The organism is Arthrobacter sp. AB6 (assembly GCF_031844545.1).
In the GTDB taxonomy this organism is placed as follows: Bacteria; Actinomycetota; Actinomycetes; order Actinomycetales; family Micrococcaceae; genus Arthrobacter.
On record NZ_JAUZVL010000006.1, the window covers coordinates 1 to 21,996 of the forward strand.

20 protein-coding genes are annotated in these 21,996 nt (G+C 67.4%); 7 read left to right on the top strand and 13 right to left on the bottom strand.

Annotation, left to right across the window (positions count from 1 at the left end):
• Positions 1 to 43: 43 nt before the first annotated feature.
• On the top strand, positions 44 to 646 hold the full coding sequence (locus Q9R30_RS06380) for a dihydrofolate reductase family protein (RefSeq protein WP_311217199.1): 603 nt from the start codon (positions 44 to 46) through the stop codon (positions 644 to 646).
• Between the two features lie 99 nt (positions 647 to 745).
• Here the strand turns inward: Q9R30_RS06380 and groL are convergent, their stop codons facing one another.
• Together groL and groES are read right to left on the bottom strand one after the other, a co-directional pair.
• Complete coding sequence (gene groL, locus Q9R30_RS06385; RefSeq protein ID WP_104998581.1) at positions 746 to 2,356, bottom strand: chaperonin GroEL; 1,611 nt, start codon at positions 2,354 to 2,356, stop codon at positions 746 to 748.
• Between the two features lie 77 nt (positions 2,357 to 2,433).
• The gene (gene groES, locus Q9R30_RS06390; protein ID WP_003805290.1) at positions 2,434 to 2,727 is read right to left on the bottom strand and encodes a co-chaperone GroES; all 294 of its coding nucleotides are present in this window, start codon (positions 2,725 to 2,727) and stop codon (positions 2,434 to 2,436) included.
• Positions 2,728 to 2,951: 224 nt separating this feature from the next.
• Here groES and Q9R30_RS06395 point away from each other — a divergent pair, with 224 nt between their 5' ends.
• Entirely contained in the window at positions 2,952 to 3,884 is a 933-nt protein-coding gene (locus Q9R30_RS06395) for a DMT family transporter (RefSeq protein ID WP_311217102.1), read from the top strand.
• Here Q9R30_RS06395 and Q9R30_RS06400 read toward each other — a convergent pair.
• On the bottom strand, positions 3,812 to 4,189 hold the full coding sequence (locus Q9R30_RS06400; protein ID WP_104998583.1) for a hypothetical protein: 378 nt from the start codon (positions 4,187 to 4,189) through the stop codon (positions 3,812 to 3,814). The genes Q9R30_RS06395 and Q9R30_RS06400 overlap by 73 nt on opposite strands.
• A 54-nt stretch (positions 4,190 to 4,243) precedes the next feature.
• Between Q9R30_RS06400 and Q9R30_RS06405 the strand changes: the two genes are divergently transcribed.
• A complete protein-coding gene (locus Q9R30_RS06405; RefSeq protein ID WP_311217103.1) occupies positions 4,244 to 5,527 on the top strand; it encodes a class I SAM-dependent methyltransferase in 1,284 nt (427 codons plus the stop codon).
• Here the strand turns inward: Q9R30_RS06405 and Q9R30_RS06410 are convergent.
• Complete coding sequence (locus tag Q9R30_RS06410) at positions 5,511 to 6,308, bottom strand: shikimate 5-dehydrogenase (protein ID WP_104998585.1); 798 nt, start codon at positions 6,306 to 6,308, stop codon at positions 5,511 to 5,513. The genes Q9R30_RS06405 and Q9R30_RS06410 overlap by 17 nt on opposite strands.
• A gap of 111 nt (positions 6,309 to 6,419) precedes the next feature.
• The gene (locus tag Q9R30_RS06415; protein ID WP_311217200.1) at positions 6,420 to 7,853 is read right to left on the bottom strand and encodes a glycoside hydrolase family 3 N-terminal domain-containing protein; all 1,434 of its coding nucleotides are present in this window, start codon (positions 7,851 to 7,853) and stop codon (positions 6,420 to 6,422) included.
• 380 nt (positions 7,854 to 8,233) lie between these two features.
• Between Q9R30_RS06415 and Q9R30_RS06420 the strand changes: the two genes are divergently transcribed.
• Positions 8,234 to 9,385 (top strand): glutamate--cysteine ligase, encoded by a 1,152-nt coding sequence (locus Q9R30_RS06420; RefSeq protein ID WP_104998587.1) that lies wholly within the window; start codon positions 8,234 to 8,236, stop codon positions 9,383 to 9,385.
• Positions 9,386 to 9,397: 12 nt separating this feature from the next.
• Here the strand turns inward: Q9R30_RS06420 and tsaD are convergent, their stop codons facing one another.
• Genes tsaD through Q9R30_RS06450 form a run of 6 tightly spaced genes read right to left on the bottom strand, consistent with a single transcriptional unit; the run spans position 9,398 to position 14,624 of the window.
• Positions 9,398 to 10,501, bottom strand: a complete 1,104-nt coding sequence (gene tsaD / locus Q9R30_RS06425) for a tRNA (adenosine(37)-N6)-threonylcarbamoyltransferase complex transferase subunit TsaD (protein ID WP_311217104.1) — start codon at positions 10,499 to 10,501, stop codon at positions 9,398 to 9,400.
• Positions 10,498 to 10,977, bottom strand: coding sequence for a ribosomal protein S18-alanine N-acetyltransferase (gene rimI, locus Q9R30_RS06430; protein ID WP_311217201.1), 480 nt, complete (start codon positions 10,975 to 10,977; stop codon positions 10,498 to 10,500). Before rimI ends, tsaD begins: the two co-directional genes overlap by 4 nt.
• A gap of 44 nt (positions 10,978 to 11,021) precedes the next feature.
• Entirely contained in the window at positions 11,022 to 11,693 is a 672-nt protein-coding gene (gene tsaB / locus Q9R30_RS06435) for a tRNA (adenosine(37)-N6)-threonylcarbamoyltransferase complex dimerization subunit type 1 TsaB (protein ID WP_104998589.1), read from the bottom strand.
• Positions 11,693 to 12,274, bottom strand: a complete 582-nt coding sequence (gene tsaE / locus Q9R30_RS06440) for a tRNA (adenosine(37)-N6)-threonylcarbamoyltransferase complex ATPase subunit type 1 TsaE (protein ID WP_104998590.1) — start codon at positions 12,272 to 12,274, stop codon at positions 11,693 to 11,695. Before tsaE ends, tsaB begins: the two co-directional genes overlap by 1 nt.
• Positions 12,271 to 13,491 carry an alanine racemase gene (alr, locus tag Q9R30_RS06445; RefSeq protein ID WP_311217105.1) on the bottom strand — a complete coding sequence of 407 codons (1,221 nt, stop codon included), beginning with the start codon at positions 13,489 to 13,491 and terminating at the stop codon, positions 12,271 to 12,273. The genes tsaE and alr overlap by 4 nt, the downstream gene beginning before the upstream one ends.
• Before the next feature lie 41 nt (positions 13,492 to 13,532).
• The gene (locus Q9R30_RS06450; protein ID WP_311217106.1) at positions 13,533 to 14,624 is read right to left on the bottom strand and encodes a carbohydrate kinase family protein; all 1,092 of its coding nucleotides are present in this window, start codon (positions 14,622 to 14,624) and stop codon (positions 13,533 to 13,535) included.
• 69 nt (positions 14,625 to 14,693) lie between these two features.
• Between Q9R30_RS06450 and Q9R30_RS06455 the strand changes: the two genes are divergently transcribed.
• The 3 genes from Q9R30_RS06455 to Q9R30_RS06465 all read left to right on the top strand — a co-directional run bounded on the left by Q9R30_RS06455 (position 14,694) and on the right by Q9R30_RS06465 (position 19,200).
• A complete protein-coding gene (locus Q9R30_RS06455; protein WP_311217107.1) occupies positions 14,694 to 16,127 on the top strand; it encodes a 6-phospho-beta-glucosidase in 1,434 nt (477 codons plus the stop codon).
• Positions 16,128 to 16,202: 75 nt separating this feature from the next.
• Positions 16,203 to 17,468 carry a D-inositol-3-phosphate glycosyltransferase gene (gene mshA / locus Q9R30_RS06460; RefSeq protein ID WP_311217108.1) on the top strand — a complete coding sequence of 422 codons (1,266 nt, stop codon included), beginning with the start codon at positions 16,203 to 16,205 and terminating at the stop codon, positions 17,466 to 17,468.
• A gap of 55 nt (positions 17,469 to 17,523) precedes the next feature.
• Positions 17,524 to 19,200 (top strand): formate--tetrahydrofolate ligase, encoded by a 1,677-nt coding sequence (locus tag Q9R30_RS06465; protein WP_104999801.1) that lies wholly within the window; start codon positions 17,524 to 17,526, stop codon positions 19,198 to 19,200.
• 499 nt (positions 19,201 to 19,699) lie between these two features.
• On the opposite strand, the gene Q9R30_RS06470 is transcribed toward Q9R30_RS06465, so the two are convergent.
• Positions 19,700 to 20,785: an inositol-3-phosphate synthase gene (locus tag Q9R30_RS06470; RefSeq protein ID WP_104998595.1), complete on the bottom strand. Its 1,086-nt coding sequence runs from the start codon at positions 20,783 to 20,785 to the stop codon at positions 19,700 to 19,702.
• 164 nt (positions 20,786 to 20,949) lie between these two features.
• On the bottom strand, positions 20,950 to 21,990 hold the full coding sequence (gene mgrA, locus Q9R30_RS06475; protein WP_104998596.1) for an L-glyceraldehyde 3-phosphate reductase: 1,041 nt from the start codon (positions 21,988 to 21,990) through the stop codon (positions 20,950 to 20,952).
• Positions 21,991 to 21,996: the final 6 nt, after the last annotated feature.

Genomic DNA, 21,996 nt, shown 5'->3' on the forward strand with positions numbered 1-21,996 from the left:
GCGGATGCTGGACAGGGCCGGAACTCCGCCCCAAAATGGGCTGGTGGGGATCATCATCGCCAACCTGTTCATCACCCTCGACGGCGTCTACCAGGCGCCCGGCGGCCGCGAGGAGGACACTGCGGGCGGCTTCGCCTTCGGCGGCTGGCAGGCGCCGGTTTCCGACGACGAGGCTGAAGCGGCCATCGAGGCTGAGATCAGCCAGATCGACGCCCTGCTTCTCGGCCGGAAAACCTACGACATTTTCGCCTCCTACTGGCCCCGCCAGTCCGGTGATATCGGGGGCACGCTCAACCGGGTGCCGAAGTACGTTGTCTCCGGCGCCCTCGCCTCTCCGAGCTGGGCGGGCACAACAGTCCTGCCGGATGCCACGGCCGCGGGCCGGCTGCGGGAGGAATACGACCAGGTGCACATGTTCGGCAGCGGCGTCCTCATCCGTTCGCTGCTCGCGGCAAACGTACTGGACCGCCTCCACCTCTGGCTCTATCCGGTAACCCTCGGGCAGGGCAAGCGCCTGTTCGACGCCGGGACGATCCCTGCGTCCTTCCGCCTCGCGGAGCCGGCGCGCAGCTTCCCGAAGGGGGCGGTGTCGCTGGTCTATGAGCGCGCGGGCGACGTTGAGACGCAGGACATGCCGGGCACGTAAGTCCGCGCCGCTCCCGCCGTCCCGCCGACGAAAAAACCGGCCCAGCGGATGCTGGACCGGTTTTTTCGCGTACACGGTTGCCCCGTGCGCAGCTACTTGCTAGTGGCTGTGGCCTGCGTGCTCGTCTTCCTCGGCAGGCTTCTCAACAACCAGGGTCTCGGTGGTGAGAACCAGGGCAGCGATGGAAGCTGCATTGCGGAGGGCAGCGCGGGTGACCTTGACGGGGTCGATGACACCGGCAGCGATCAGGTCCTCGTACTCGCCCGACTTGGCGTTGAAGCCGTTGTTGGTTTCGAGCTCGGCAACCTTGGCGGTGATGACGTAGCCATCGAAGCCGGCGTTCTGGGCGATCCAGCGCAGCGGCTGGACGAGCGCGCGGCGGACAATGCCCACGGCAGCGGCGGCGTCGCCTTCGAGTGCCTTGACGGCCGGGTCCTCATCCAGTGCCTTCAGGGCGTGGATCAGGGCCGAGCCACCGCCGGCGACGATACCTTCTTCAAGGGCAGCGCGCGTGGAGGAAACAGCGTCCTCGATGCGGTGCTTCTTCTCCTTGAGCTCAACCTCGGTGGCTGCGCCCACCTTGATGACACCGATGCCGCCGGCCAGCTTGGCCAGGCGCTCCTGGAGCTTTTCACGGTCCCAGTCGGAATCGGTGCGGGTCAGCTCAGCGCGGAGCTGGGCCACGCGTGCTGCCACGTCTTCGGCCGAGCCTGCGCCGTCAACGATGGTGGTGTTGTCCTTGGTGACCGTGATGCGGCGGGCGGTACCCAGCACCTCAAGGCCGACGGTGTCCAGGCTGAGGCCCAGTTCCGGGGAGACAACCTGCGCGCCGGTGAGGGTGGCGATGTCCTGCAGCATGGCCTTGCGGCGGTCGCCGAAGCCGGGAGCCTTGACGGCGACGACGTTCAGCGTGCCGCGGATGCGGTTGACGATCAGCGTGGACAGGGCCTCGCCCTCAACGTCCTCGGCAATGATGAACAGCGGCTTGCCGGCCTGCAGCGCCTTCTCCAGCAACGGCAGGAATTCCTGGATGCTGGAGATCTTGCCCTGGTTGATCAGGATGAGGGCGTCCTCGAGGATTGCTTCCTGGCGTTCCGCGTCCGTGACGAAGTACGGGGACAGGTAGCCCTTGTCGAACTGCATGCCCTCGGTCAGGACCAGTTCGGTCTGCGTGGTGGAGGATTCCTCGATGGTGATCACACCATCCTTGCCGACCTTGCCGAATGCCTCGGCGAGGAGCTCGCCAACCTCGTCGCTCTGGGCGGAGATAGCTGCAACGTTGGCCACCTGGGTGCCTTCAACGGGGCGGGCGTTCTCCAGCAGGCGGGCGGCGACGGCTTCAACGGAAACCTCGATGCCCCGCTTGATCTGGCCGGGGGCTGCGCCTGCCGCTACGTTGCGCAGGCCTTCCTTGACCAGGGCCTGGGCCAGGACGGTTGCCGTGGTGGTGCCGTCACCGGCAACATCGTTGGTCTTGGTCGCCACTTCCTTGGCCAGCTGCGCGCCAAGGTTCTCGTAGGGGTCGTCCAGCTCCACTTCGCGGGCGATGGTGACGCCGTCGTTCGTGATGGTGGGAGCGCCCCACTTCTTGTCCAGGACGACGTTGCGGCCGCGGGGGCCGAGCGTCACCTTGACGGTGTTGGCGAGCTTATCGATGCCGGCTTCAAGAGACCGGCGGGCAGCGTCGTTAAACGCAAGCTGCTTTGCCATGGTTTTGTCCTTTCAAGACAGAACCCCGCGCAGCCGACCAGCAGAATGCATGACCAGCGGCACGGGGATCCGGAGAGTTACTTTACGACGATCGCCAGGACGTCGCGGGCGGACAGCACGAGGTACTCGGTGCCGCCGGTCTTGACTTCGGTTCCGCCGTACTTGGAGTAGATAACGACGTCGCCAACGGCTACGTCGACAGGAACGCGGTTGCCGTCTTCAAAGCGGCCGGGGCCTACTGCAACAACTTCGCCTTCCTGCGGCTTCTCCTGCGCGGAGTCCGGGATGACCAGGCCGGAAGCCGTGGTCTGCTCGGCTTCGAGCGGGCGGACAACAATACGATCCTCAAGAGGCTTAATAGAGACCGACACTCGGACCTCTCCTTTTCGTCAGCAAATTCGTGGACTGGAAAGCTTTCCGCCGTGGCTGGCAACCGTCGTCGCGGTGCCGGCAGCAGCCTGGCTGGCAGCTCTTCATGTGTTAGCACCCTCCTAGGGAGAGTGCTAATGAAGACTCTATGTAAGGGTTAGCACTCGGTCAAGGCGAGTGCCAGCGTTTCGTCACGGGCGGACACCAACCCATGTACATTTGACCGGTGCGAGCAGCCCTGTACCTGACCCTTGCCACCCTCTTCTGGGCAGGCAACTTCGTTGTAGGCCAGGCCGCCATGGAAACCATGCAGCCGCTTCAGCTGACCTTCTGGCGCTGGGCCCTGGCTGCCGTGCCGCTGCTGGTCCTGGCGCAGGCGGTGGACAGGCCGGACTGGCGCGCTGTCCTGCGCCGCTGGCCGATGCTCCTTCTCCTGAGCTGCCTTGGCATGAGCGCCTACACCCTGCTGCTCTACAGTGCGCTGGGGCACACCTCGGCGCTGAATGCATCCCTGGTGACTGCGGCAAACCCTGCCCTGATCATGATCCTGGCTGCCATCCTGCTCCGGGACAGGCCGGGCCCCCTGAGCTGGGTGGGCGTTGCCCTGGGCCTGGCAGGGGTCCTGCTGATCCTGGCCGGCGGCAACCTGCAGCGGCTGCTGACGTTCTCGATCGATGCCGGCGAATGGCTGATCGTCGCGGCCATCACCGTCTGGGGCTTCTACACGATCGCCGCCCGCAGGCTTTCCGTCCCGGCCATTACGTCCACGGCGGTGCAGGTGGCCATGGCGGCGGTTGTCCTGGTTCCCTTTGCGGCGGCCACCGGGGCTGGACTCCCGGCCACATCCTCCGAGGGCTGGTCGCTGGCCTACATCGTCCTGTTCCCCTCCCTGGGTTCCTACCTGCTCTGGAACCTAGCCCTTAAGCACACCACGGCAGCCAACGCCGGCAACTACCTGAACCTCATCGCCGTGTTCACCGCCATCATCACGGTTGCTCTCGGGCAGCCCGTCACGGTCCCGCAAATCCTGGGCGGCGTCCTGGTCATTTCCGGGGTTCTGCTCACCAGTGCGGGCGGAAAGGCACCTCAGCGGCCCAGGTCGTCGAAGTCGACGTCCTCACCGCCGTCGGCCTCGCCTGCGAAATTCCGCCCCCGGTAGAGGAAGAAGGCAGAGGCCAGGGCGGCCAGCAGCGACGCGACGAGGAAGACGACGCTGCCGGCGCGGGCTCCGTCGTACAGCCCGCGGATATCCCGGGCCTCCTGGGTGTCGTCCTTGATGTCGTTGCCGCCCACCGAATAGACCGTGGCGTTGAAGGTATCCAGGAAAAAGATGATCACCAGGAGCGCCAGGCAGACCACCGCCACTACGGAGCTGGCGATCAGTGCCGGCCGGGCGAACCTCGCCGGCCCGCCGTCCCCGGGTTGGTGGTGACGGGACTGCTGCGGACCTGCACTGTGGTTCATGGCTTCAACCCTATCGGCATAGCGCCGGCCCGCTCCTCCACTAGGCTGGAACCCATGGCTCACGCTCCCCAGGACCAGATTGCACCGCTGCTCACCCCTGAAGGCTGGGAGCTCCTGGCGTCCCTGGGCCCCTACCAGGAAGACAAATCCTTCGAGCTGAACTCGGCCCTCCGCAAGGCCGGCCACTCCCCCGAACTGGTTTCCGCCGTCCTGACCCAGTCCCGGCTCCGCACCAAGGCCGCCGCGAAGTTCGGCGAGTTCGCCCGCAGCATGCTGTTCACCCAGGCAGGGCTGGAACAGGCAACCCGGCTGAACGTTGCCGCCCGCCATGCCCAGCGGTTCGCCGAGGCCGGCATCCGCCACGTGGCGGACCTGGGCTGCGGCCTGGCCGCCGACTCGCTGGCGCTGGCCTCCATGGACATCAAGGTCACCGCCGTGGAGATGGATGAGACGACGGCGGCCTGCGCCACGGTGAACCTCATTCCGTTCCCCAACGCCACCGTGGTCCACGCGGACGCCACGGCGGTGCCGCTGGACGGGGTCGACGGCGTCTGGCTAGATCCTGCGCGCCGCGTCACTTCGACGTCGGGCACCACGCGGATCTGGGACCCTGAAGCCTTTTCGCCACCGTTGTCCTTCGTTGAGGGCCTGGCCGCGTCCGGCCTGGCCGTTGGGGTCAAGATGGGCCCGGGCATGCCGCACGCGTCCGTTCCTGCCGGCTGTGAGGCACAGTGGGTTTCGGTGGCCGGCGATGTCACCGAGGTGGCGCTGTGGTTCAACGCGGTGCGCCGGCCCGGAGTCCGCCGGGCCGCACTGGTGCTTGGCGCCCAGGGCGCGGCGGAGCTGACCAGCGGGGAAGACTTCGGGGCAGGTCCCGCCGCGCCGGTGGGGCCGGTGGAGGGCTACCTGTACGAACCGGACGGCGCGGTGATCCGGGCCGGACTGGTGGCCGACATCGCACTGCAACTGGGCGGGCACCTGGTGGATGAGCACATCGCCTATGTGTGCGCGCCGGAGCTGGTGGACACCCCGTTCGCGCGCCCCTACAAGGTCCTCAACGTGATGCCCTACAACGTGAAGGCGCTCAAGGCCTGGGTGAAGGCCGAGGGCATCGGCGTCCTGGACATCAAGAAGCGCGGCACCGCCGTCACGCCTGAGGAGCTCCGCAAGCAGTTGCTGCCCGGCGGGAAGGGCGCAGCCGGAAAGAATTCCGGCAAGAGGGCCGGGACCAAAACGGCCACCCTGGTCCTGACCCGTATTGGCGAGGACCGGGTGGCCATCGTGGTGGAGCCGGTGCAGGGCACTGCCCTCGAAGAAACGGCTACTGCGCGCGCATGAACTCTTCTGCCGCGCGCACCTGCCCGGCAGTGGGCCGGATGCCGGTGTAAAGCACAAACTGCTCCAAGGCCTGGATGGTTGCAACTTCGGCACCGGTAATTACGGGTTTCCCCGCCGCCCGCGCCGCCTTGACCAGCGGTGTCTCGGCGGGCAGCGCAACCACGTCGAACACCACTTTGGCGGCGTCGATGGCTTCCTGCGGGAAAGCCAGGGCACCTGCCTCGGATCCGCCCGCCATGCCAATCGGCGTCACGTTGATGATCAGGTCCGCGGCGCCGCGGTCGAGTTCGGCACGCCACTGGAAGCCGTACTGTTCTGCCAGCGCCTGGCCCGTGGTTTCGTTCCGTGCCAGGACTGTAACGTCCGAAAAGCCGGCGTCACGAAGCGCGGCGACAGTGGCCTTGGCCATCCCGCCCGCGCCCTGGACCAGGACGGAATAGCCCGTAGGCACCTTGTTGGTGGCCAGAAGCTGTTCGATGGCCGTGTAGTCGGTGTTGTAGGCCTTGAGGTGCCCGTCCGTGTTCACGATGGTGTTCACCGAGTCGATGGCCGTGGCGGAGGGGTCCATCTCGTCCACCAGGGCGATCACGTCCTCCTTGTACGGCATGGAGATGGCGCAGCCGCGGATGCCCAGCCCGCGGACTCCGGCGATGGCCTGTTCAAGGTTGGTGGGGGCGAAGGCCTTGTAGATCCAGTTGAGGTCCAGCTGCTCGTACAGGTGGTTGTGGAACCGGGTCCCGTTGTTGCTGGGCCGGGCCGAGAGCGAGATGCAGAGGGTCATGTCTTTATTCAGTATGGGCACCTGACCATTTAACCCGCTCCCTCCCAACTAGGTAGCGCTAAGTGTCGTTTTGAGCCCCCAAAACGACACTTAGCGCTACCTAGTTGGGTTCTAGGGGCAGCCGGTGCCGGCCGGGAAGCTTCCGACGCCGGCGGGCAGCTTCCCGGGGGCGGGCGCCTTCCCTGCCAGGACGGCGGCCAGGGCGTCGAAGGCGCCGTCGCTGCGGCCATAGAGGGCAATCTTCACGGGAGCGGGCGAGTCCTGCAGCGGCCAGGGGGCATCAAGTGCGACGGCGATGTCCCCTTCCGCCCCGCGCCCGCCGTAGCCGATGAGGCTGACCAGCGGCCCGGAGCCCACGGACAGACCGGCCCGAACGGCCGCGGCCTCAAACCGGGCCCTGTCCCCCGGCCCGCCGCCGGCCACCCGCACCGCTCCGGGCACCAGCGGGCCGCTGCACGGTCCGGAGACCATGGTGACGGCAGAGGCGGAAACCCGGGCCGAGAGTGCTCCTCCGCTACCGGCCGGCGCACCGGTTGCCGCAGCGGTCCGGCCGTGCCACGCCATCATCGTGGCCACCCGCCGGGCAGCCTCGTCCAGGCGCTCAGGCGGCAGCGCGCCTGAGGCCACGGCCTGGACGACGGCCGCGTGTGCCTGCCCCACGTCGGCGGGCATCAGCAGGAGGTCCGCTCCGGCGGCAAGGGCCATCACGGCGGCGGTTCCGCTGGTGTACTGCTTGGCCACGGCGCCCATGTTCAGGGCATCCGTCACCGCCACCCCTTTGAAGCCCAGGCCCCGCAGCGCGGCATACGTGGGTCCGGAGAGCGACGCCGGGACGCCGGGTTCCAGCGCGGGCACGGCGATGTGCCCGGTCATCACCATGGGCGAACCGGCGGCAATGGCTGCCCCAAACGGCTTCCAGTCGCGGCCGCTGAGCTCCGCAACGGCCGCAGGCTGCACGGGCAGGCTCAGGTGGGAGTCGACGGTCACCGAACCATGCCCGGGGAAGTGCTTGACCGCAGGCAGGACGCCCGCGGCGAGCATCCCCTGGGAGAATGCGACGCCGAGCGAAGCGGCAGCACCCGGGTCCGAGGCCATGGACCGGGCACCAATGGTGGGATCCTTCGGGCCGATGGTGACGTCCGTATCGGGAGCGAAATCCACGTTGAACCCCAGCGGCACCAGCTCCGCCGCCAGCCCCTGCCCTGCTTCCTTGGCCAGGGGCGCGCTGCCGGCGGCACCGTAGCTCATGGGCGTGGGCCATTCCGTCAGGGGCGGCCCCAGCCTGGCAACCTGGCCGCCTTCCTGGTCCACCGCGATGATCCCGGGCCAGGGCCGGCCGCCGGCGGCCGCAGCCTGGGCCAGCCGCTGGTTGATGGCGGCCATGCCGTGCACATCCATCCTGCCCTGGGGATCGAGCGGAACGTTGTCGCCCATGATGATGGACCCGGCAAGGTGCAGGCGCTCGATGGCGGCCGCGTGGGCCTCCACCTCCTTGCCCTTGAAGAACGGAAGGAGGACCTGCCCGGCTTTCTGCTCGGTGGTCATCGCCGCCACCGCCGCGGCAGCCGTGTCGTGGTCGCGCTGCCGGGGACCCCAGCCCAGCGGCAGGGCACCCGGGTCAGGTGGCGGGGAGGAGGTGGCGGGCGCCGTCGTCGTACTCGGCGATGCGGTGGGCGAGGCTGGAGCAGAAGGGGTCGACGACGACGGGACGGAGCCGGGTGCGGCCGTACAGGACGCCAGGGCTACTGCGGCAGAGGCCGCCGCCAGGAAGGGGAAGGTTTTGTTAGGACTGTCACGCAGGTGTTGGAACAAGGCCATCAATACGATGCTACCCCTGCACTAGACTTGAATCATCCGTTCGCCTGCCGGCAACAGCCTGTCAGTGACGGCGTGAGCCAGCGGCAAACAGGACAGTTAGGACATGCGTGAAGATCGATTTCGCCCCCTCAAGGCAGTCAACCCTGGGAGTTGAATGGGAACTCGCGCTGGTGGACGGCAGGACAGGCGAACTCGCGTCCGTGGCCAATGAGGTGCTTCGCGGCGTTGCTTCACGACACCCGGAACTCAATGATGACGACGAGCATCCCCATATCAAGCAGGAACTGCTCCTGAACACCGTTGAGCTGGTGACCGGCATCTGCGAGACCGCCGCTGAAGCCAAGGAAGACCTCAGCCGCTCCCTGGCTGCCGTCCGCGAAATCACCGATCCCATGGGCGTGGAACTGTTCTGCGCCGGGAGCCACCCGTTCAGCCCGCCCCAGCTGCAGCCGGTGACGGACAAGGCCCGCTATGCCAAGCTGATCGACCGCACCCAGTGGTGGGGCCGGCAGATGGTCATCTACGGTGTGCACGTCCACGTGGGACTGGACCGCCGGGACAAGGCCCTGCCCGTGCTGGACGGCCTGGTCAACTACTTCCCGCATTTCCAGGCGCTCTCCGCGTCCAGCCCGTTCTGGGGCGGCGAGGACACCGGCTACGCTTCACAGCGCGCGCTGATGTTCCAGCAGCTCCCCACCGCGGGCCTGCCCTTCCAGTTCCGCTCCTGGGAGGAATACGAGTCCTACGTCCAGGACATGTTCACCACCGGCGTGATCGACACCCTCTCGGAGATCCGCTGGGACATCCGGCCGGTGCCCAACCTGGGCACCATCGAGATGCGCATCTGCGACGGCCTGGCCACGCTGGAGGAAGTGGGCGCCATCGCAGCGCTCACCCAGTGCCTGGTGGACGAGTTCTCCACGACCCTGGACAACGGCGGCACCATCCCCACCATGCCGCCCTGGCACATCCAGGAAAACAAGTGGCGCGCTGCCCGTTACGGCATGGACGCCATCATCATCCTCGATGCCGCGGGCAAGGAGCAGCTGGTCACCGAGCACCTGCTCGAGACCCTGAACCGGCTTGAGCCCGTGGCCGCCAAGCTGGGCTGCCCGGACGAGCTTGCCGACGTCGAAAAGATCATCCGCCGCGGTGCCGGCTACCAGCGCCAGCGCCGCGTGGCCGCTGAACACGGCGGAGACCTCAGGGCAGTGGTCCTGGACCTGGTGAAGCAGATGCGCAACGGCCCCACCGCCTGACGTTCCCGCGGCTTACGCCGGAAGGGAAACCGAGGTGACCGGCATGGACGAGTCCGGGGCGAAGCGGATGCCGCTTGGTTCCACTCCCGCCATCACCAGCTGCGCGCCCAGTGCCGCCACCATGGCGCCGTTGTCCGTGCAGAGGTCCAGCGGCGGCACATGCAGCCTGATTCCGGCGGAGGCGCAGCGCTGGCCGGTGAGCTCGCGGAGCCTTGAGTTAGCCGCCACGCCGCCGCCCAGGAGCACGTCCTTGATGCCGTGCTCACGGCAGGCCAGCACGGCCTTGGAAGAGATGATGTCCACCACCGCCTCCTGGAAGGCGGCCGCAATGTCGGCCACGGGAATCACCTCCCCGCGCGCCTCGAACTGCTCCACGCAGCGGGCCACCGCCGTCTTGAGGCCGCTGAAGGACCAGTCATAACGGTGCGGGCCGGGCTCCTCGGCCGTTCCCATGTACTTGGGCTGGCTGAGGCCGCGGGGAAACCGGATTGTCTTCGGGTTGCCGGTGCGGGCCACCTTGTCGATGGCCGGTCCGCCCGGATAGCCGAGGCCCAGGATGCGGGCCACCTTGTCATACGCTTCGCCGGCGGCATCGTCGATGGTGGAGCCGAGGAGCACCACGTCGTCGGTAATGCTGTTGATTTTCAGGATTTCAGTGTGGCCCCCGGAGACCAGCAGGGCGCCGAGGTTCTCCGGCAGCCGCGGAGCTGTGCTGCCGGCCCGGGCTGCGTTATTCCCGTCCAGCAAGCCCACTCCCACGTGGGCCACCAGGTGGTTGATGGCGTACAGGGGCTTGCCGGTGGCCACCGCCAGCGCCTTGGCCGCGCAAACCCCCACCATGAGGGCTCCGGCCAGGCCAGGACCGGACGTGACGGCGATGGCGTCCACCTCGTCGAGGGTCACGCCGGCGTCGGAAAGCGCCTGCTCCAGGGTGGGAACAAAGGCATCGAGGTGGGCCCGGGAGGCGATCTCGGGAATGACGCCGCCGAACCGGACGTGCTCGTCCATGGAGGAGGACACGGTGTTGGTGAGAAGCGTTGTGCCGCGGACCACGCCGACGCCGGTCTCGTCGCAGGACGATTCGATGCCCAGCACCAGTGGCTGCGAGCGGTTCATGGCTGGCGTCCTTTCTCGGGATTCGCGTCTCCAGTGCCCGCCGCGGGGATTCCGGCGAGCTGGAGGCGCATGATGAGGGCGTCGGTGCCGTCGCGGTAATACCGGGGGCGGACGTGGATCTGTTCGAAGCCGAACCGGACATACAGCTGCTGCGCCCGCGGGTTGTCCGCCCGGACCTCCAGCAGGACGTCCGCCGCCTGCCTGCGCCGGGCTTCGTCGATGAGGCTGGTGAGCAGCGCGGTGCCGATGCCCCGGCCCTCATATTCAGGGACGACGGCGATGGTCTGGACATCCGCGATGGGCTCAATGCACATCAGGCCGGCGTAGCCCACGATGCCGTCGTTGCTTTGCGCCACCAGGTAACGGCGGGTTTCCGGCTGGGACAGTTCGTCAAGGAACATCTGCAGGGGCCAGGCATCCACCGGGAAGAGCCGCTGTTCCAGGGCATTCACGGCGGGGACGTCGTCCAGGGTCATGTCGCGGACAGTGACACCAAGGCTGCCGAATCCGGGCGTAACGCTCACAGGGCCCTCTTCCTCGGTCCGGGGACCTGGGCGTCGGACTCCCGGAGGTACAGGGGCGTGGAGTCGAGAAGTCCGTTGCCGGCCGCGAGCCTGGCCAGCGCGAACTGCCCCAGGTACAGGGCGTCCGGCTGTTCCTGCACGAAGTCGGGATGGACGTTCAGTACATCAGCGTAAAGGCCGGCGCCGGCACCGAAAGCGGGCAGGCGGGGCAGGTCGGCGGCGAAGCTGACATGCGGGCCGTCTTCCAGGACTGGAAGCTGGCCTTCCGTGAGGCTGTAGCGCGCCCAGTAGACCTCCTTGCGGCGCGCGTCGGTTGCCACGAGGAACTCGCTCACAGCCGCCGAGGATTCCGCCACTTCCAGGGCCACGGCATCCAGGCTCATCAGCCCGTGGAGGGGCTTGCCCCAGACAAAGGCCAGGGTCCTCGCCGTGGCGATTCCGGACCGCAGCCCCGTGAAAGGCCCGGGACCCACCCCCACCACCAGGGCGTCGATGTCGTTTCCGGTAACGCCTGCGTCCGCGAGCATCTCTTCGATCCCCGGGGCAAGTACCTCGGCATGGCTGCGGGTGTCCTCGGTGGAGAAGCTGGCGAGCACGCCTTCCGGCACATGGTCTGAAACCAGGGCGGCGCTGGCGACGGCGGAGGTATCAATGGCCAGGATCAGCATCAGCGGACGCCTTCGTTCACGGCGCCGAGTTCCGGCGCTTCAGGCCAGCGGGGACCGTACCCGCGGATGACGATGGTGCGGGGCTCGTCCGCGTCCTCTGTGTCGAAGTCCAGGCCGGCAGGGGGCAGCTCAGCGCCGAGCCCGATCGCCCGGTGCAGGTCGATCTCCAGCCTGCTTTCGCTGAGGTGCTCCACCCGCTTCTTGCCCCACTCCACCACCGTGACGGAGGAGTCCATGGTGTTTTCAAGGTCGATGTCGTCAATCTCGGCTGCTGACCCCAGCCGGTAGGCATCCACATGGACCAGGTCCGGGCCGCCGGGCCGTGGGCCCTCCGGCAGGTTGGGGTGGATGCGGACCAGGACGAAGGTAGGGGAAATGACCCCCTCCCGGACGCCCAGCCCCTCTCCCAGCCCCTGGGTGAATGTGGTCTTTCCGGCACCCAACTCACCGCTCAGCACCAGCAGGTCCCCGGCCTCCAGGACCGCAGCCAGGCGGACGGCGAGCGCATGGGTCTGTTCCGCCGTCGTCGCGGTGAGGGTTTCTTCCCAGTTGGGCAGGGCAGCTTGGCCGTTAGTAATCACGGGAGCTTCTCCTGGCTGGACACGGAGCCCGGGCCCCCTTCGTTGACGAAGCAACGCGGCACCCTGGGGCTGATCCTGGTGACGATCTCATAGTTGATGGTTCCGGCCGCCCGCGCCCAGTCATCGGCGGTGGGTCCGCCGTCCGCGCCGTCGCCGAAGAGTTCCGCCTCCGCACCGAGCAGGTCCGCACCGGCGGGGCCGGCGTCGCCCATGTCGATGACCATCTGGTCCATCGCGATCCGGCCCACCACGGGATATGTCGTCCCTGCCACCCGGACCGGGCCGCCGGTAGCGACGCGCGGAACGCCGTCGGCATAACCCATCGGTATCAGACCCAGCGTGCTGGGGCCGCTGGTGTGGTAGCGGAGGCCGTAGGAGACGCCCTGGCCGTCCGGGACGTCCTTGCACTGCGAGACCAGGGTCCGCAGGGTCATCGCCGGGCGCAGTCCCAGCTCGGCGGAGGTCTGCCCGCTGAAAGGCGAGAGGCCGTAAATTCCGAGGCCCACCCGGACCAGGTCAAAGTGGGTGTCCGGCCGGGAGAGCGTGGCAGAGGTATTGGCAAGGTGCCGGACCTCCGGGTCCACCCCGGCGTCCTCCGCAACGGCAAGGACCTCCCGGAATGTGGCCAGCTGCTGGTCTGTTTCGGGGCGCTCAGGCTCATCGGCGACCGCAAGATGGGAGAAGATCCCCACTACGCGCAGCAGGCCCTGGTCCTGGTACTCCATTGCCTCTCCCACCAGCTGGTCCCAGGTGTCCAGGGCGGCTCCGTTCCGGCCCAGGCCGGTGTCCACTTTCAGGTGGATGCGGGCGGGGCGCTCCTGGTCCCGGGCCGCGGCCACGATGCTGTCCAGCTCCCAGCCCGAGCAGCCAATGTCGACGCCGGCCGCCACGGCAGCGCCGAAGTTGCTTTCCGTGGTGTGCAGCCAGGCGAGCAATGGCGCGTCGATACCGGCAGCGCGCAGCGCCAGGGCCTCCGAAATGTGGGCCACGCCCAGCCAGGCCGCACCTGCCTCCAGCGCTGCCCGCGCCACGGGAACCGCACCGTGCCCGTACGCATCAGCCTTGACCACGGCCATGACTTTCGCCGGGGAGGCGGCGGCGGCCAGGCGCCGGACATTGTGCCGGATGGCGTCGAGGTCGATCACGGCGGACCGTTCATATCGGGGGCCGGGCCCCGGGGCAGCACTGAATTCTCCGGTTGTTGCGGGGTAAGTCACCCTAGTGATTCTAGTGCTGGCGCTTCAGGCCGAATAATCCGTCAGGCGTCCGAGAGGTGGGCGATGGTTGCCGACGCCCTACGCTGGGCGGCGAGCGGGACGTCCTGGATGATATCGGCGAGGAAGCCAAAACGCCGCAGCCATTGGCTTGTCTGGCGCTCGGGACGGGCGTTGGCGCGCTTCCACCAGTCGGCAATATCGCCCCAGCCGGGGGCGGCCAACGATCCGCCCACCTCCTGCACCGCCAGCGAGGCGCAGAGGTTGGCAAAACGCAGCCTGTTGCCCAGCGGCCAGCCCGCCAGGCTGCCGAGGATGAACGCGGCGTCGAAACAGTCCCCCGCGCCCGTGGGATCGTATGCCTTGACCGGAAGCGACGGCACCCATTCCTCCTCCCCCGTTTCGGAGTCCACGGCCATGGCGCCCTGCGCCCCGAGCGTTACCACCGCTACCGGGACCCGGTCCGCCAGGGCATAGAGGGCGGTCCAGGGATCATCCTTCCCGGTGAAGGCCATGGCCTCGCGCTGGTTGGGGAGGAAGGCGTGGAAGTATTGCAGGTTGTCCAGCTGGGCAGGCGCCCATTCTCCGCTGGGGTCCCAACCGACGTCGCCGAACAGCTTGACCCCCGCGTGGTGCGCTGCCTTGGCCCACGGCTCAATCTCCCTGCCCACTTCCGCGATGCCTGCGAGGGCGGGCGGCGGGTCCCCGATCAGCTCTGAGGAGGTGATGGGCGCGGCGTGGCCGTGGGTCACCATCGACCGGTCCTTCTCCACGCACAGGGAGACCGTCACGGGTGAGTGCCAGCCAGGCACTTTTCGCGACAAGGAGAGGTCCACGTGCTCCTGCCCGGACAGGATCTTCCAGTTGAAGTCTCCGTAGCCGTCGTCCCCAAACGCGGCGGCCAGTCCTGTCTTCAGCCCCAGCCGCGCCGCGGCGATGGCCTGGTTGGCAACCCCGCCGGGGCAGCTGCCCATGCCGTCGCTCCAGATTTCGGTGCCTGGCTCCGGCGCGTGCGGAAGGCCTGTGAAAATGATGTCCTGGAAAACTGTTCCGGCCAACAGCACATCGAATCCGGGGGTTGAGGGCGGGCGGACAGCTGCCAGGGGGTCGAAAGGGCGGGCTGGGATCGCGTCCATGTCCGCACACTACGCCCTGCCGCAGACATCCGGTAGGGGCCTGCCGGGCGCGGGCCTAGACTGCTGGTTATGCGGCTTCTTATTGCCGGCGGCGGGGGTTTCCGGGTGCCGCTGATATACCGGGCACTGGCCTCCGGCCGCTTTGCCGGGATGGTCAGCGACCTCGTGCTGTACGACGTCGACCCCGCCCGCCTCGAGGCAATCACCGCTGTTCTCCGCAGCATGCCGGAAGCGCCCGGTGCACGCCTTCCCATCCATTCCACCACTGACCTTCCGGAGGCGCTGGCAGGTGCCGGAATGGTGTTCGCCGCGATCCGGCCCGGCGGGACGGCAGGACGGGTGGCGGACGAAAAAGTGGCTCAGGACCTTGGCCTCCTGGGGCAGGAAACGACCGGCGCAGGCGGGATTTCCTACGCCCTGCGGACCATCCCGCACATGCTCCGCCTTGCCCTGCTGATGAGGGTGCATTGCCCGGATGCCTGGCTGATCAACTTCACCAACCCCGCGGGCATGGTCACGGAGGCGCTGCTGCCCGTGCTGGGCCGGAAGGTGATCGGCATCTGCGACTCCGCAGGGGCCCTGGTGCAGCGGGCTGCGCGGGCGGCGGGCGCGGCGCTTCCGGAAGGAAGGCTCGACGGCGTGGGCTACTACGGGCTCAACCACCTGGGCTGGCTCTACCGGCTGGAGTCCGGCGGGCGGGACCTGCTGCCGGAGCTGCTCCGGAACCCGCGTGTGCTGGGCTCCTTCGAGGAGGGCCGGCTTTTCCCGCAGCCGTTCCTTGCCGGCCTTGGAGCGCTGCCCAACGAATACCTCTATTACTACTACCGGCAGGATGCTGCGCGGACGGCGATGCGCGCCATGGCCCGGACCCGCGGAGAATCCATCCACAGCCAGCAGCAGGAGCTCTATCCACGGCTGGCCGCGGCGGGCGCCGATGCCTTCCGGCTGTGGCAAGAGGCGCGCCGGTCCCGCGAGGAGGGCTACCTGGCGGAGGCCCGCAGTGAAGGCGGGCAGCGGGACGAGTCCGATCTGGCGGGCGGCGGCTACGAGCAGGTTGCCCTCGCCGCGATGCATGCCCTGTCAGGAGGAGGCGGCACTCAGCTGATCCTCAACACCCGCAACTCCCTCCCCGGCGGGCAGGACACCGCCGGGCCAGCCACCGCTCCTGGGACAACCACCGCTGGGCCAGCCACCCCGGAACCGGCGATTCCCGGACTGCCAACGGACGCCGTCGTCGAAGTTCCCTGCACGGTGACCAAGGACGGCGCGGTACCGCTGGCCCAGCAGGCTCCCCCGGAGCCGCAGCTGGCACTCCTCCGGCGGGTGAAGGAGGTGGAGCGGCTGACGGTGCGGGCGGCCACGGACGGTGACCGGGACGCGGCCCTCGAAGCGTTTACGCACCACCCACTGGTGGATTCCCGGGAGCTGGGCGTGCAACTGCTGGCGGGCTACGAGCGGGAGTTCCCTGCGCTCGCAGACCTGTGGCGCCGTGGCGGGCACTAAGGGAGGAGTAGTGTTTTATCGGATGCGCACACTACCGGCGCTGCCAGGACACGCCGGTAGCCGGAAGGAGGTCCCATGGCACTGATCCGCAGGGTCGCTTTGCTCTCCCTCCACACCTCCCCCATGGAGCAGCCGGGCTCCGGCGACGCCGGCGGGATGAACGTCTACATCCGCGAACTCGCGTCCGCATTGGCCGAAGCAGGAGTTGAGGTGGAGATCTTCACCAGGTCCACCTCGACCCACCAGCCCGCCGTCGAGCATCCCGATCCCGGCGTCTGCGTCCATAACGTCCTGGCCGGGCCCCTTAAGAAGATTCCCAAGGAAGAGCTTCCGGGCCTGCTGCACAGCATGGTTGCCGAGATCGAGCAGATCCGCCGCCGCCAGCCGCACGGGCGCTACGACGTGATCCATTCGCACTACTGGGTCTCCGGAATCGCAGGGCTGGAGCTGTCCGAACTCTGGGGCGTGCCGTTGGTCCACACGATGCACACCATGGCCAAGGTCAAGAACCTGCTGCTGGAATCGGGCGAGCAGCCGGAGCCGCGGCGGCGGGAGCTGGGCGAACACCGGATCGTGGACGGCGCGGCCCGGCTGATTGCCAATACCAGCGCCGAGGCCGCCGAACTGGTTTCCCATTACGGTGCCACGTACGAGCGGATCGACATTGCCCCGCCCGGCGTGGACCTCAGCACCTTCACGCCTGCCTTCCGGGCACGGTCCCGGGCGGAACGGGGCATCCGTCCCGGGACGTTCCACCTCGTTTTCGCCGGCCGCATCCAGCGGCTGAAGGGGCCCCAGGTCCTGGTCAGGGCCGCCGCGCTGCTCCGGCAGCGCCGCCCGGACATCGACCTCCAGGTCACCATCCTTGGCTCGCTGAGCGGTAACAAGGAATTCAACCTCCGCCGCCTGGTCTCCGAGGCGGCCATGGACGACGTCGTCACGCAGCTTCCGCCGGTCAAGGCACCGGAGCTTGCGGCGTGGTTCAGGGCGGCGGACGTAGTGGTGATGCCTTCCTTCAGCGAGTCTTTCGGGTTGGTGGCGCTCGAAGCGCAGGCCTGCGGAACCCCGGTTGTGGCCACGCGCGTGGGCGGGCTGTCGCGCGCGATCTTCCACGGCAGGACCGGACTGCTGGTGGACGGGCACCACGCCGCCGACTGGGCGGACGCACTTGAGGCCCTTTATGACGATCCCGCTACCCGCGAGGACATGGGGCGGGCCGCCGGCATCCGCGCCCAGAACTCCGGATGGGCCCGCACCGCCGCCATCACGCTCGAAAGCTACCATGCCGCCGTCGACCGTTACTCGGGGAGCAGGCTCGTGCAGGCCTTTCCGGCCTCATGACCGCGCCCTCCACGGAAACCGAAACCCCACCGGCCCCGCCGAACAAAGGACAATGATGCCTTCCACCCCAAGTGACCTGGAGATCGCCAGGACGGCACGGATCCGGCCCATCGAGGATATCGCCGCGGCTGCCGGCATCAACGCTGACGCCCTGGAGCAGTACGGGCGCTACAAGGCGAAGATCGACCCCGCGCGGCTGCAGGCTCCGGCCCCTGCCGGGAAGGTGGTGCTGGTCTCCGCGATGTCACCCACCCCCGCCGGGGAGGGGAAGTCCACCACCACGGTGGGGCTCGCGGATTCCCTGGCCCGGGCGGGGCACAAGGTGATGATTGCGCTCCGTGAGCCGTCGCTGGGACCCGTCCTGGGCATGAAGGGCGGCGCCACCGGCGGCGGTTACTCCCAGGTACTGCCGATGGACGAAATCAACCTCCACTTCACCGGCGATTTCCATGCAGTGACAGCTGCCAACAATGCCCTGATGGCGCTGGTGGACAACCACATCTACCAGGGCAACGAGCTCAACATCGACCCCCGGCGCATGACATTCAAACGGGTCCTGGACATGAATGACCGCGCCCTGCGGGAAGTTGTCATCGGGCTGGGCGGGCCCACCCAGGGGATTCCGCGCCAGGACGGGTTCGATATCACTGTTGCATCCGAAATCATGGCGGTGTTCTGCCTGGCCACGGACCTGGCAGACCTCCGGTCCCGGCTGGGCCGGATCACGTTCGGCTACACCTTTGACCGCTCCCCCGTCACGGTTGCGGACCTGGGCGTGCAGGGCGCGCTGACGCTGCTGCTGAAGGAAGCCATCAAGCCCAACCTGGTGCAGACCATCGCCGGCACCCCCGCCCTGGTCCACGGCGGTCCGTTCGCCAACATCGCCCACGGCTGCAACTCGCTGATTGCCACCCAGACGGCCCGGCGCCTGGCGGACATCGTGGTCACCGAGGCAGGTTTCGGCGCCGACCTTGGTGCCGAGAAATTCATGGACATCAAGGCACGGACCGGTGGCCTGGCGCCCTCGGCAGTTGTGGTGGTGGCAACCGTGCGGGCTTTGAAGATGCAGGGCGGTGTTGCCAAGGACAAGCTCACGGAACCGGACATCGCCGCCCTTGAGGCGGGCGTGGCCAACCTGCGCAGGCACGTCCGGAACGTGGAGAAGTTCGGGGTTCCACCCGTGGTGGCCATCAACAGGTTTGCGTCCGATTCGGCCGGGGAACTTGACTGGCTGCTGGCGTGGTGCGCTGCGGAGGGCGTACCGGCCGCCGTCGCCGACGTGTGGGGGCACGGCGGCGGCGGCGACGGCGGTGACGAACTTGCCGCCCTCGTGGCCCGGGTAGCTGCCCGGCCCAACAGCTTCCGGCACCTGTACCCCCTGGAACTGCCGGTGGAGGACAAAATACGGACCATCGCCCAGGAGATCTACGGGGCTGACGGCGTGGATTTCTCCGTTCCTGCCCTGAAGCGGCTGGCGGACATCGAGCGGAACGGATGGGGCGGGCTGCCGGTGTGCATGGCCAAGACCCAGTACTCCTTTACGGACGACGCCTCCCGCCTCGGAGCGCCCAAGGGCTTCACCATCCACGTGCGGGACCTCCTGCCCAAGACCGGTGCGGGGTTCATCGTCGCGCTGACCGGAGCGGTGATGACCATGCCCGGCCTGCCTGCCGCGCCGGCTGCCATGAGGATGGACGTGGACGCCGACGGCAACCCCGTGGGCCTCGCCTAGCGCACCCTCTCTCACTTAATGTGCGCTTTCCTGCGATCCTCTCTCACTTAATGTTGGCTTTTTACAGACGCTCTCTCACTTAACGTGGGTTTTCCGGCGATCCCCTCGCACTTCTGCTGAGCCGGGGACTCTAGAGGCCGCCGCTTGGCGGTAAGAACGGTACGCGCAGCTGGCCTGTCCGGCGTCCCCGCTTCAGCGAAACGAAGATCACCGCCGTGCTCGCCGGACCCGACATTGCCGCGACGACCGCGCCGGAGAGCACCGACAGGCTCATACTCACTGCCGCCGTCGGCATGCATATGCAAAGCCAGCTTCTGCTCAAACTACTGGCACTCGCAGGCCAGCCACGCCATCCGCCAATACCAGGGTTAAAGGCGTGGCGCTCCCGCACCGAAGTGAGAGAGCGCCGCGTGGAAGCCCACATTAAGTGAGAGAGGATCGGCCAGAAACCGACATTAAGTGAGAGAGGATCCCAGGGGTGGGCAGCCAGACTTAAGGATTAGCGCTCAAGGTCTCCGCGGATGAAGGCCTCGACCTTTTCGCGGGCGAGGTCGTCGTTGAACTGCTCCGGCGGCGACTTCATGAAGTAGCTCGAAGCCGACAGCAGTGGGCCGCCGATGCCGCGGTCCAGGCCGATCTTGGCGGCCCGGATGGCGTCGATGATCACGCCCGCGGAGTTGGGTGAGTCCCAGACCTCCAGCTTGTACTCGAGCGACACAGGCGCGTCGCCGAAGTTACGGCCCTCAAGGCGGACAAACGCCCACTTGCGGTCGTCGAGCCACTGCACGTAGTCCGACGGGCCGATGTGCACGTCCTTCGCAGCCAGTTCGGCCTCGACGTTGGACGTCACGGCCTGGGTCTTGGAGATCTTCTTGGATTCCAGGCGGTCGCGCTCGAGCATGTTCTTGAAGTCCATGTTGCCGCCGACGTTCAGCTGGTAGGTGCGGTCCAGGGTGACACCGCGGTCTTCGAAGAGCTTGGCCATCACGCGGTGCGTGATGGTGGCACCGATCTGGCTCTTGATGTCGTCGCCCACGATCGGAACGCCGGCGGCGGTGAACTTGTCCGCCCACTCCTTCGTCCCGGCGATGAAGACGGGCAGGGCGTTGACGAAGCCGACGCCGGCGTCGATGGCGCACTGGGCGTAGAACTCGGCTGCCTCCTGCGAGCCAACGGGCAGGTAGCAGACCATGACGTCAACCTTGGCGTCCTTGAGCACCTGCACGACATCCACGGGCTCTTCAGTGGACTGCTCGATGGTCTCGAGGTAGTACTTGCCGAGGCCGTCCAGGGTGTGGCCGCGCTGGACGGTGACGCCGGTGGGCGGCACGTCCGCGATCTTGATGGTGTTGTTTTCGCTGGCCAGGATCGCGTCGGCAAGGTCAACGCCGACCTTCTTGCCGTCGACGTCGAACGCGGCGGCGAACTCAACGTCACCCACGTGGTACTTGCCGAACTCAACATGCATCAGGCCCGGGATCGTGGCCTTGGGGTCTGCGTCCTTGTAGTAGTGGACGCCCTGGACCAGCGAAGCGGCACAGTTTCCTACGCCAACGATTGCAACACGAATCGGATGTGAAGACACGGAACTCCTTTGAGGACAAACGTCAGCCCGCCGGGTTCGCGTCGAACAAAGGTCGACGGCGGCGCGGCAGGCCCTGCGCCAAGCGGCGCGTTTTCATAGTAACCAACAGAGTGGGACAAGGGCCTCTTCCCGTGTCCCACTCTGTGGATATGACGGCCGGCGGGTCAGACGGGTTGCTTCCAGAGGTTGATGTCGGACTCAACCGCGAACTCGTCGATGGCGTTGATCTCGTCCGCGGTAAATTCGAGGTTGTTGATGGCGGACAATGTGTCCTCCAGCTGGCGGACGCTTGAGGCGCCGATGAGGGCGGACGTGACTGGCGAGCCCTTCGGCTGGTCCCGCAGGATCCATGCGACGGCCATCTGGGCCAGGGATTGCCCGCGGCCCTCGGCGATCCGGTTGAGTCCGCGCACGCGGTCCAGGTTTTCGTCGTTGATCATGCTTTCCCGCAGGGATTTGCGCTGAGCAGCCCGGGAATCTGCGGGGACGCCCTTGAGATAGCGGTCGGTAAGCATCCCTTGTGCCAGCGGCGAGAAGGCGATGGAGCCTGCACCCACCTGGTCCAGCGCCTCATAGAGATTGGGCGAACCGTTCTCTGTCCAGCGGTTCAACATGGAGTAGCTGGGCTGGTGGATCAACAGCGGGGTGCCCAGCTCCTTCAGGATACGGGCAGCCTCGATGGTCTGCTCGGGGGTGTAGGAAGAGATGCCTGCGTAGAGCGCCCTGCCCGAACGGACGGCGTAGTCCAACGCAGCCATGGTCTCTTCCATGGGCGTTTCCGGGTCCGGCCGGTGGCTGTAGAAGATGTCCACGTAATCCAGGCCCATGCGCTGCAGCGACTGGTCAAGGCTGGAAATGAGGTACTTGCGGGATCCCCATTCCCCGTAGGGGCCGGGCCACATATAGTAGCCCGCCTTGGTGGAGATGACGAGTTCGTCCCGGTAGGGCTTGAAGTCATCCGCGAGGTGCCGGCCGAAGTTCGTCTCCGCGGATCCGGCCGGCGGTCCGTAGTTGTTGGCGAGGTCGAAGTGGTTCACGCCGAGGTCGAAGGCGCGGCGGAGGATGGCCCGCTGCTCGTCAAAGCGCTTGTCGTCCCCGAAGTTGTGCCACAGGCCAAGCGAAATGGCCGGGAGCTTCAGGCCGCTGCGGCCGACGCGGCGATAGGGCATGGATTCATAGCGGTTTTCCGCGGCTGAATAAGTCATGCGTTC

Coding starts and splice junctions, on each gene's coding strand:
- groL (WP_104998581.1), bottom strand. CDS start 2,356: ATGGCAAAGCAGCTTGCGTTTAACGACGCTGCCCGCCGGTCTCTTGAA.
- Q9R30_RS06400 (WP_104998583.1), bottom strand. CDS start 4,189: ATGAACCACAGTGCAGGTCCGCAGCAGTCCCGTCACCACCAACCCGGG.
- Q9R30_RS06405 (WP_311217103.1), top strand. CDS start 4,244: ATGGCTCACGCTCCCCAGGACCAGATTGCACCGCTGCTCACCCCTGAA.
- Q9R30_RS06410 (WP_104998585.1), bottom strand. CDS start 6,308: ATGACCCTCTGCATCTCGCTCTCGGCCCGGCCCAGCAACAACGGGACC.
- Q9R30_RS06415 (WP_311217200.1), bottom strand. CDS start 7,853: ATGACCACCGAGCAGAAAGCCGGGCAGGTCCTCCTTCCGTTCTTCAAG.
- tsaD (WP_311217104.1), bottom strand. CDS start 10,501: ATGAACCGCTCGCAGCCACTGGTGCTGGGCATCGAATCGTCCTGCGAC.
- rimI (WP_311217201.1), bottom strand. CDS start 10,977: ATGACCCTGGACGACGTCCCCGCCGTGAATGCCCTGGAACAGCGGCTC.
- tsaB (WP_104998589.1), bottom strand. CDS start 11,693: ATGCTGATCCTGGCCATTGATACCTCCGCCGTCGCCAGCGCCGCCCTG.
- Q9R30_RS06450 (WP_311217106.1), bottom strand. CDS start 14,624: ATGGACGCGATCCCAGCCCGCCCTTTCGACCCCCTGGCAGCTGTCCGC.
- Q9R30_RS06455 (WP_311217107.1), top strand. CDS start 14,694: ATGCGGCTTCTTATTGCCGGCGGCGGGGGTTTCCGGGTGCCGCTGATA.
- mshA (WP_311217108.1), top strand. CDS start 16,203: ATGGCACTGATCCGCAGGGTCGCTTTGCTCTCCCTCCACACCTCCCCC.
- Q9R30_RS06465 (WP_104999801.1), top strand. CDS start 17,524: ATGCCTTCCACCCCAAGTGACCTGGAGATCGCCAGGACGGCACGGATC.
- mgrA (WP_104998596.1), bottom strand. CDS start 21,990: ATGACTTATTCAGCCGCGGAAAACCGCTATGAATCCATGCCCTATCGC.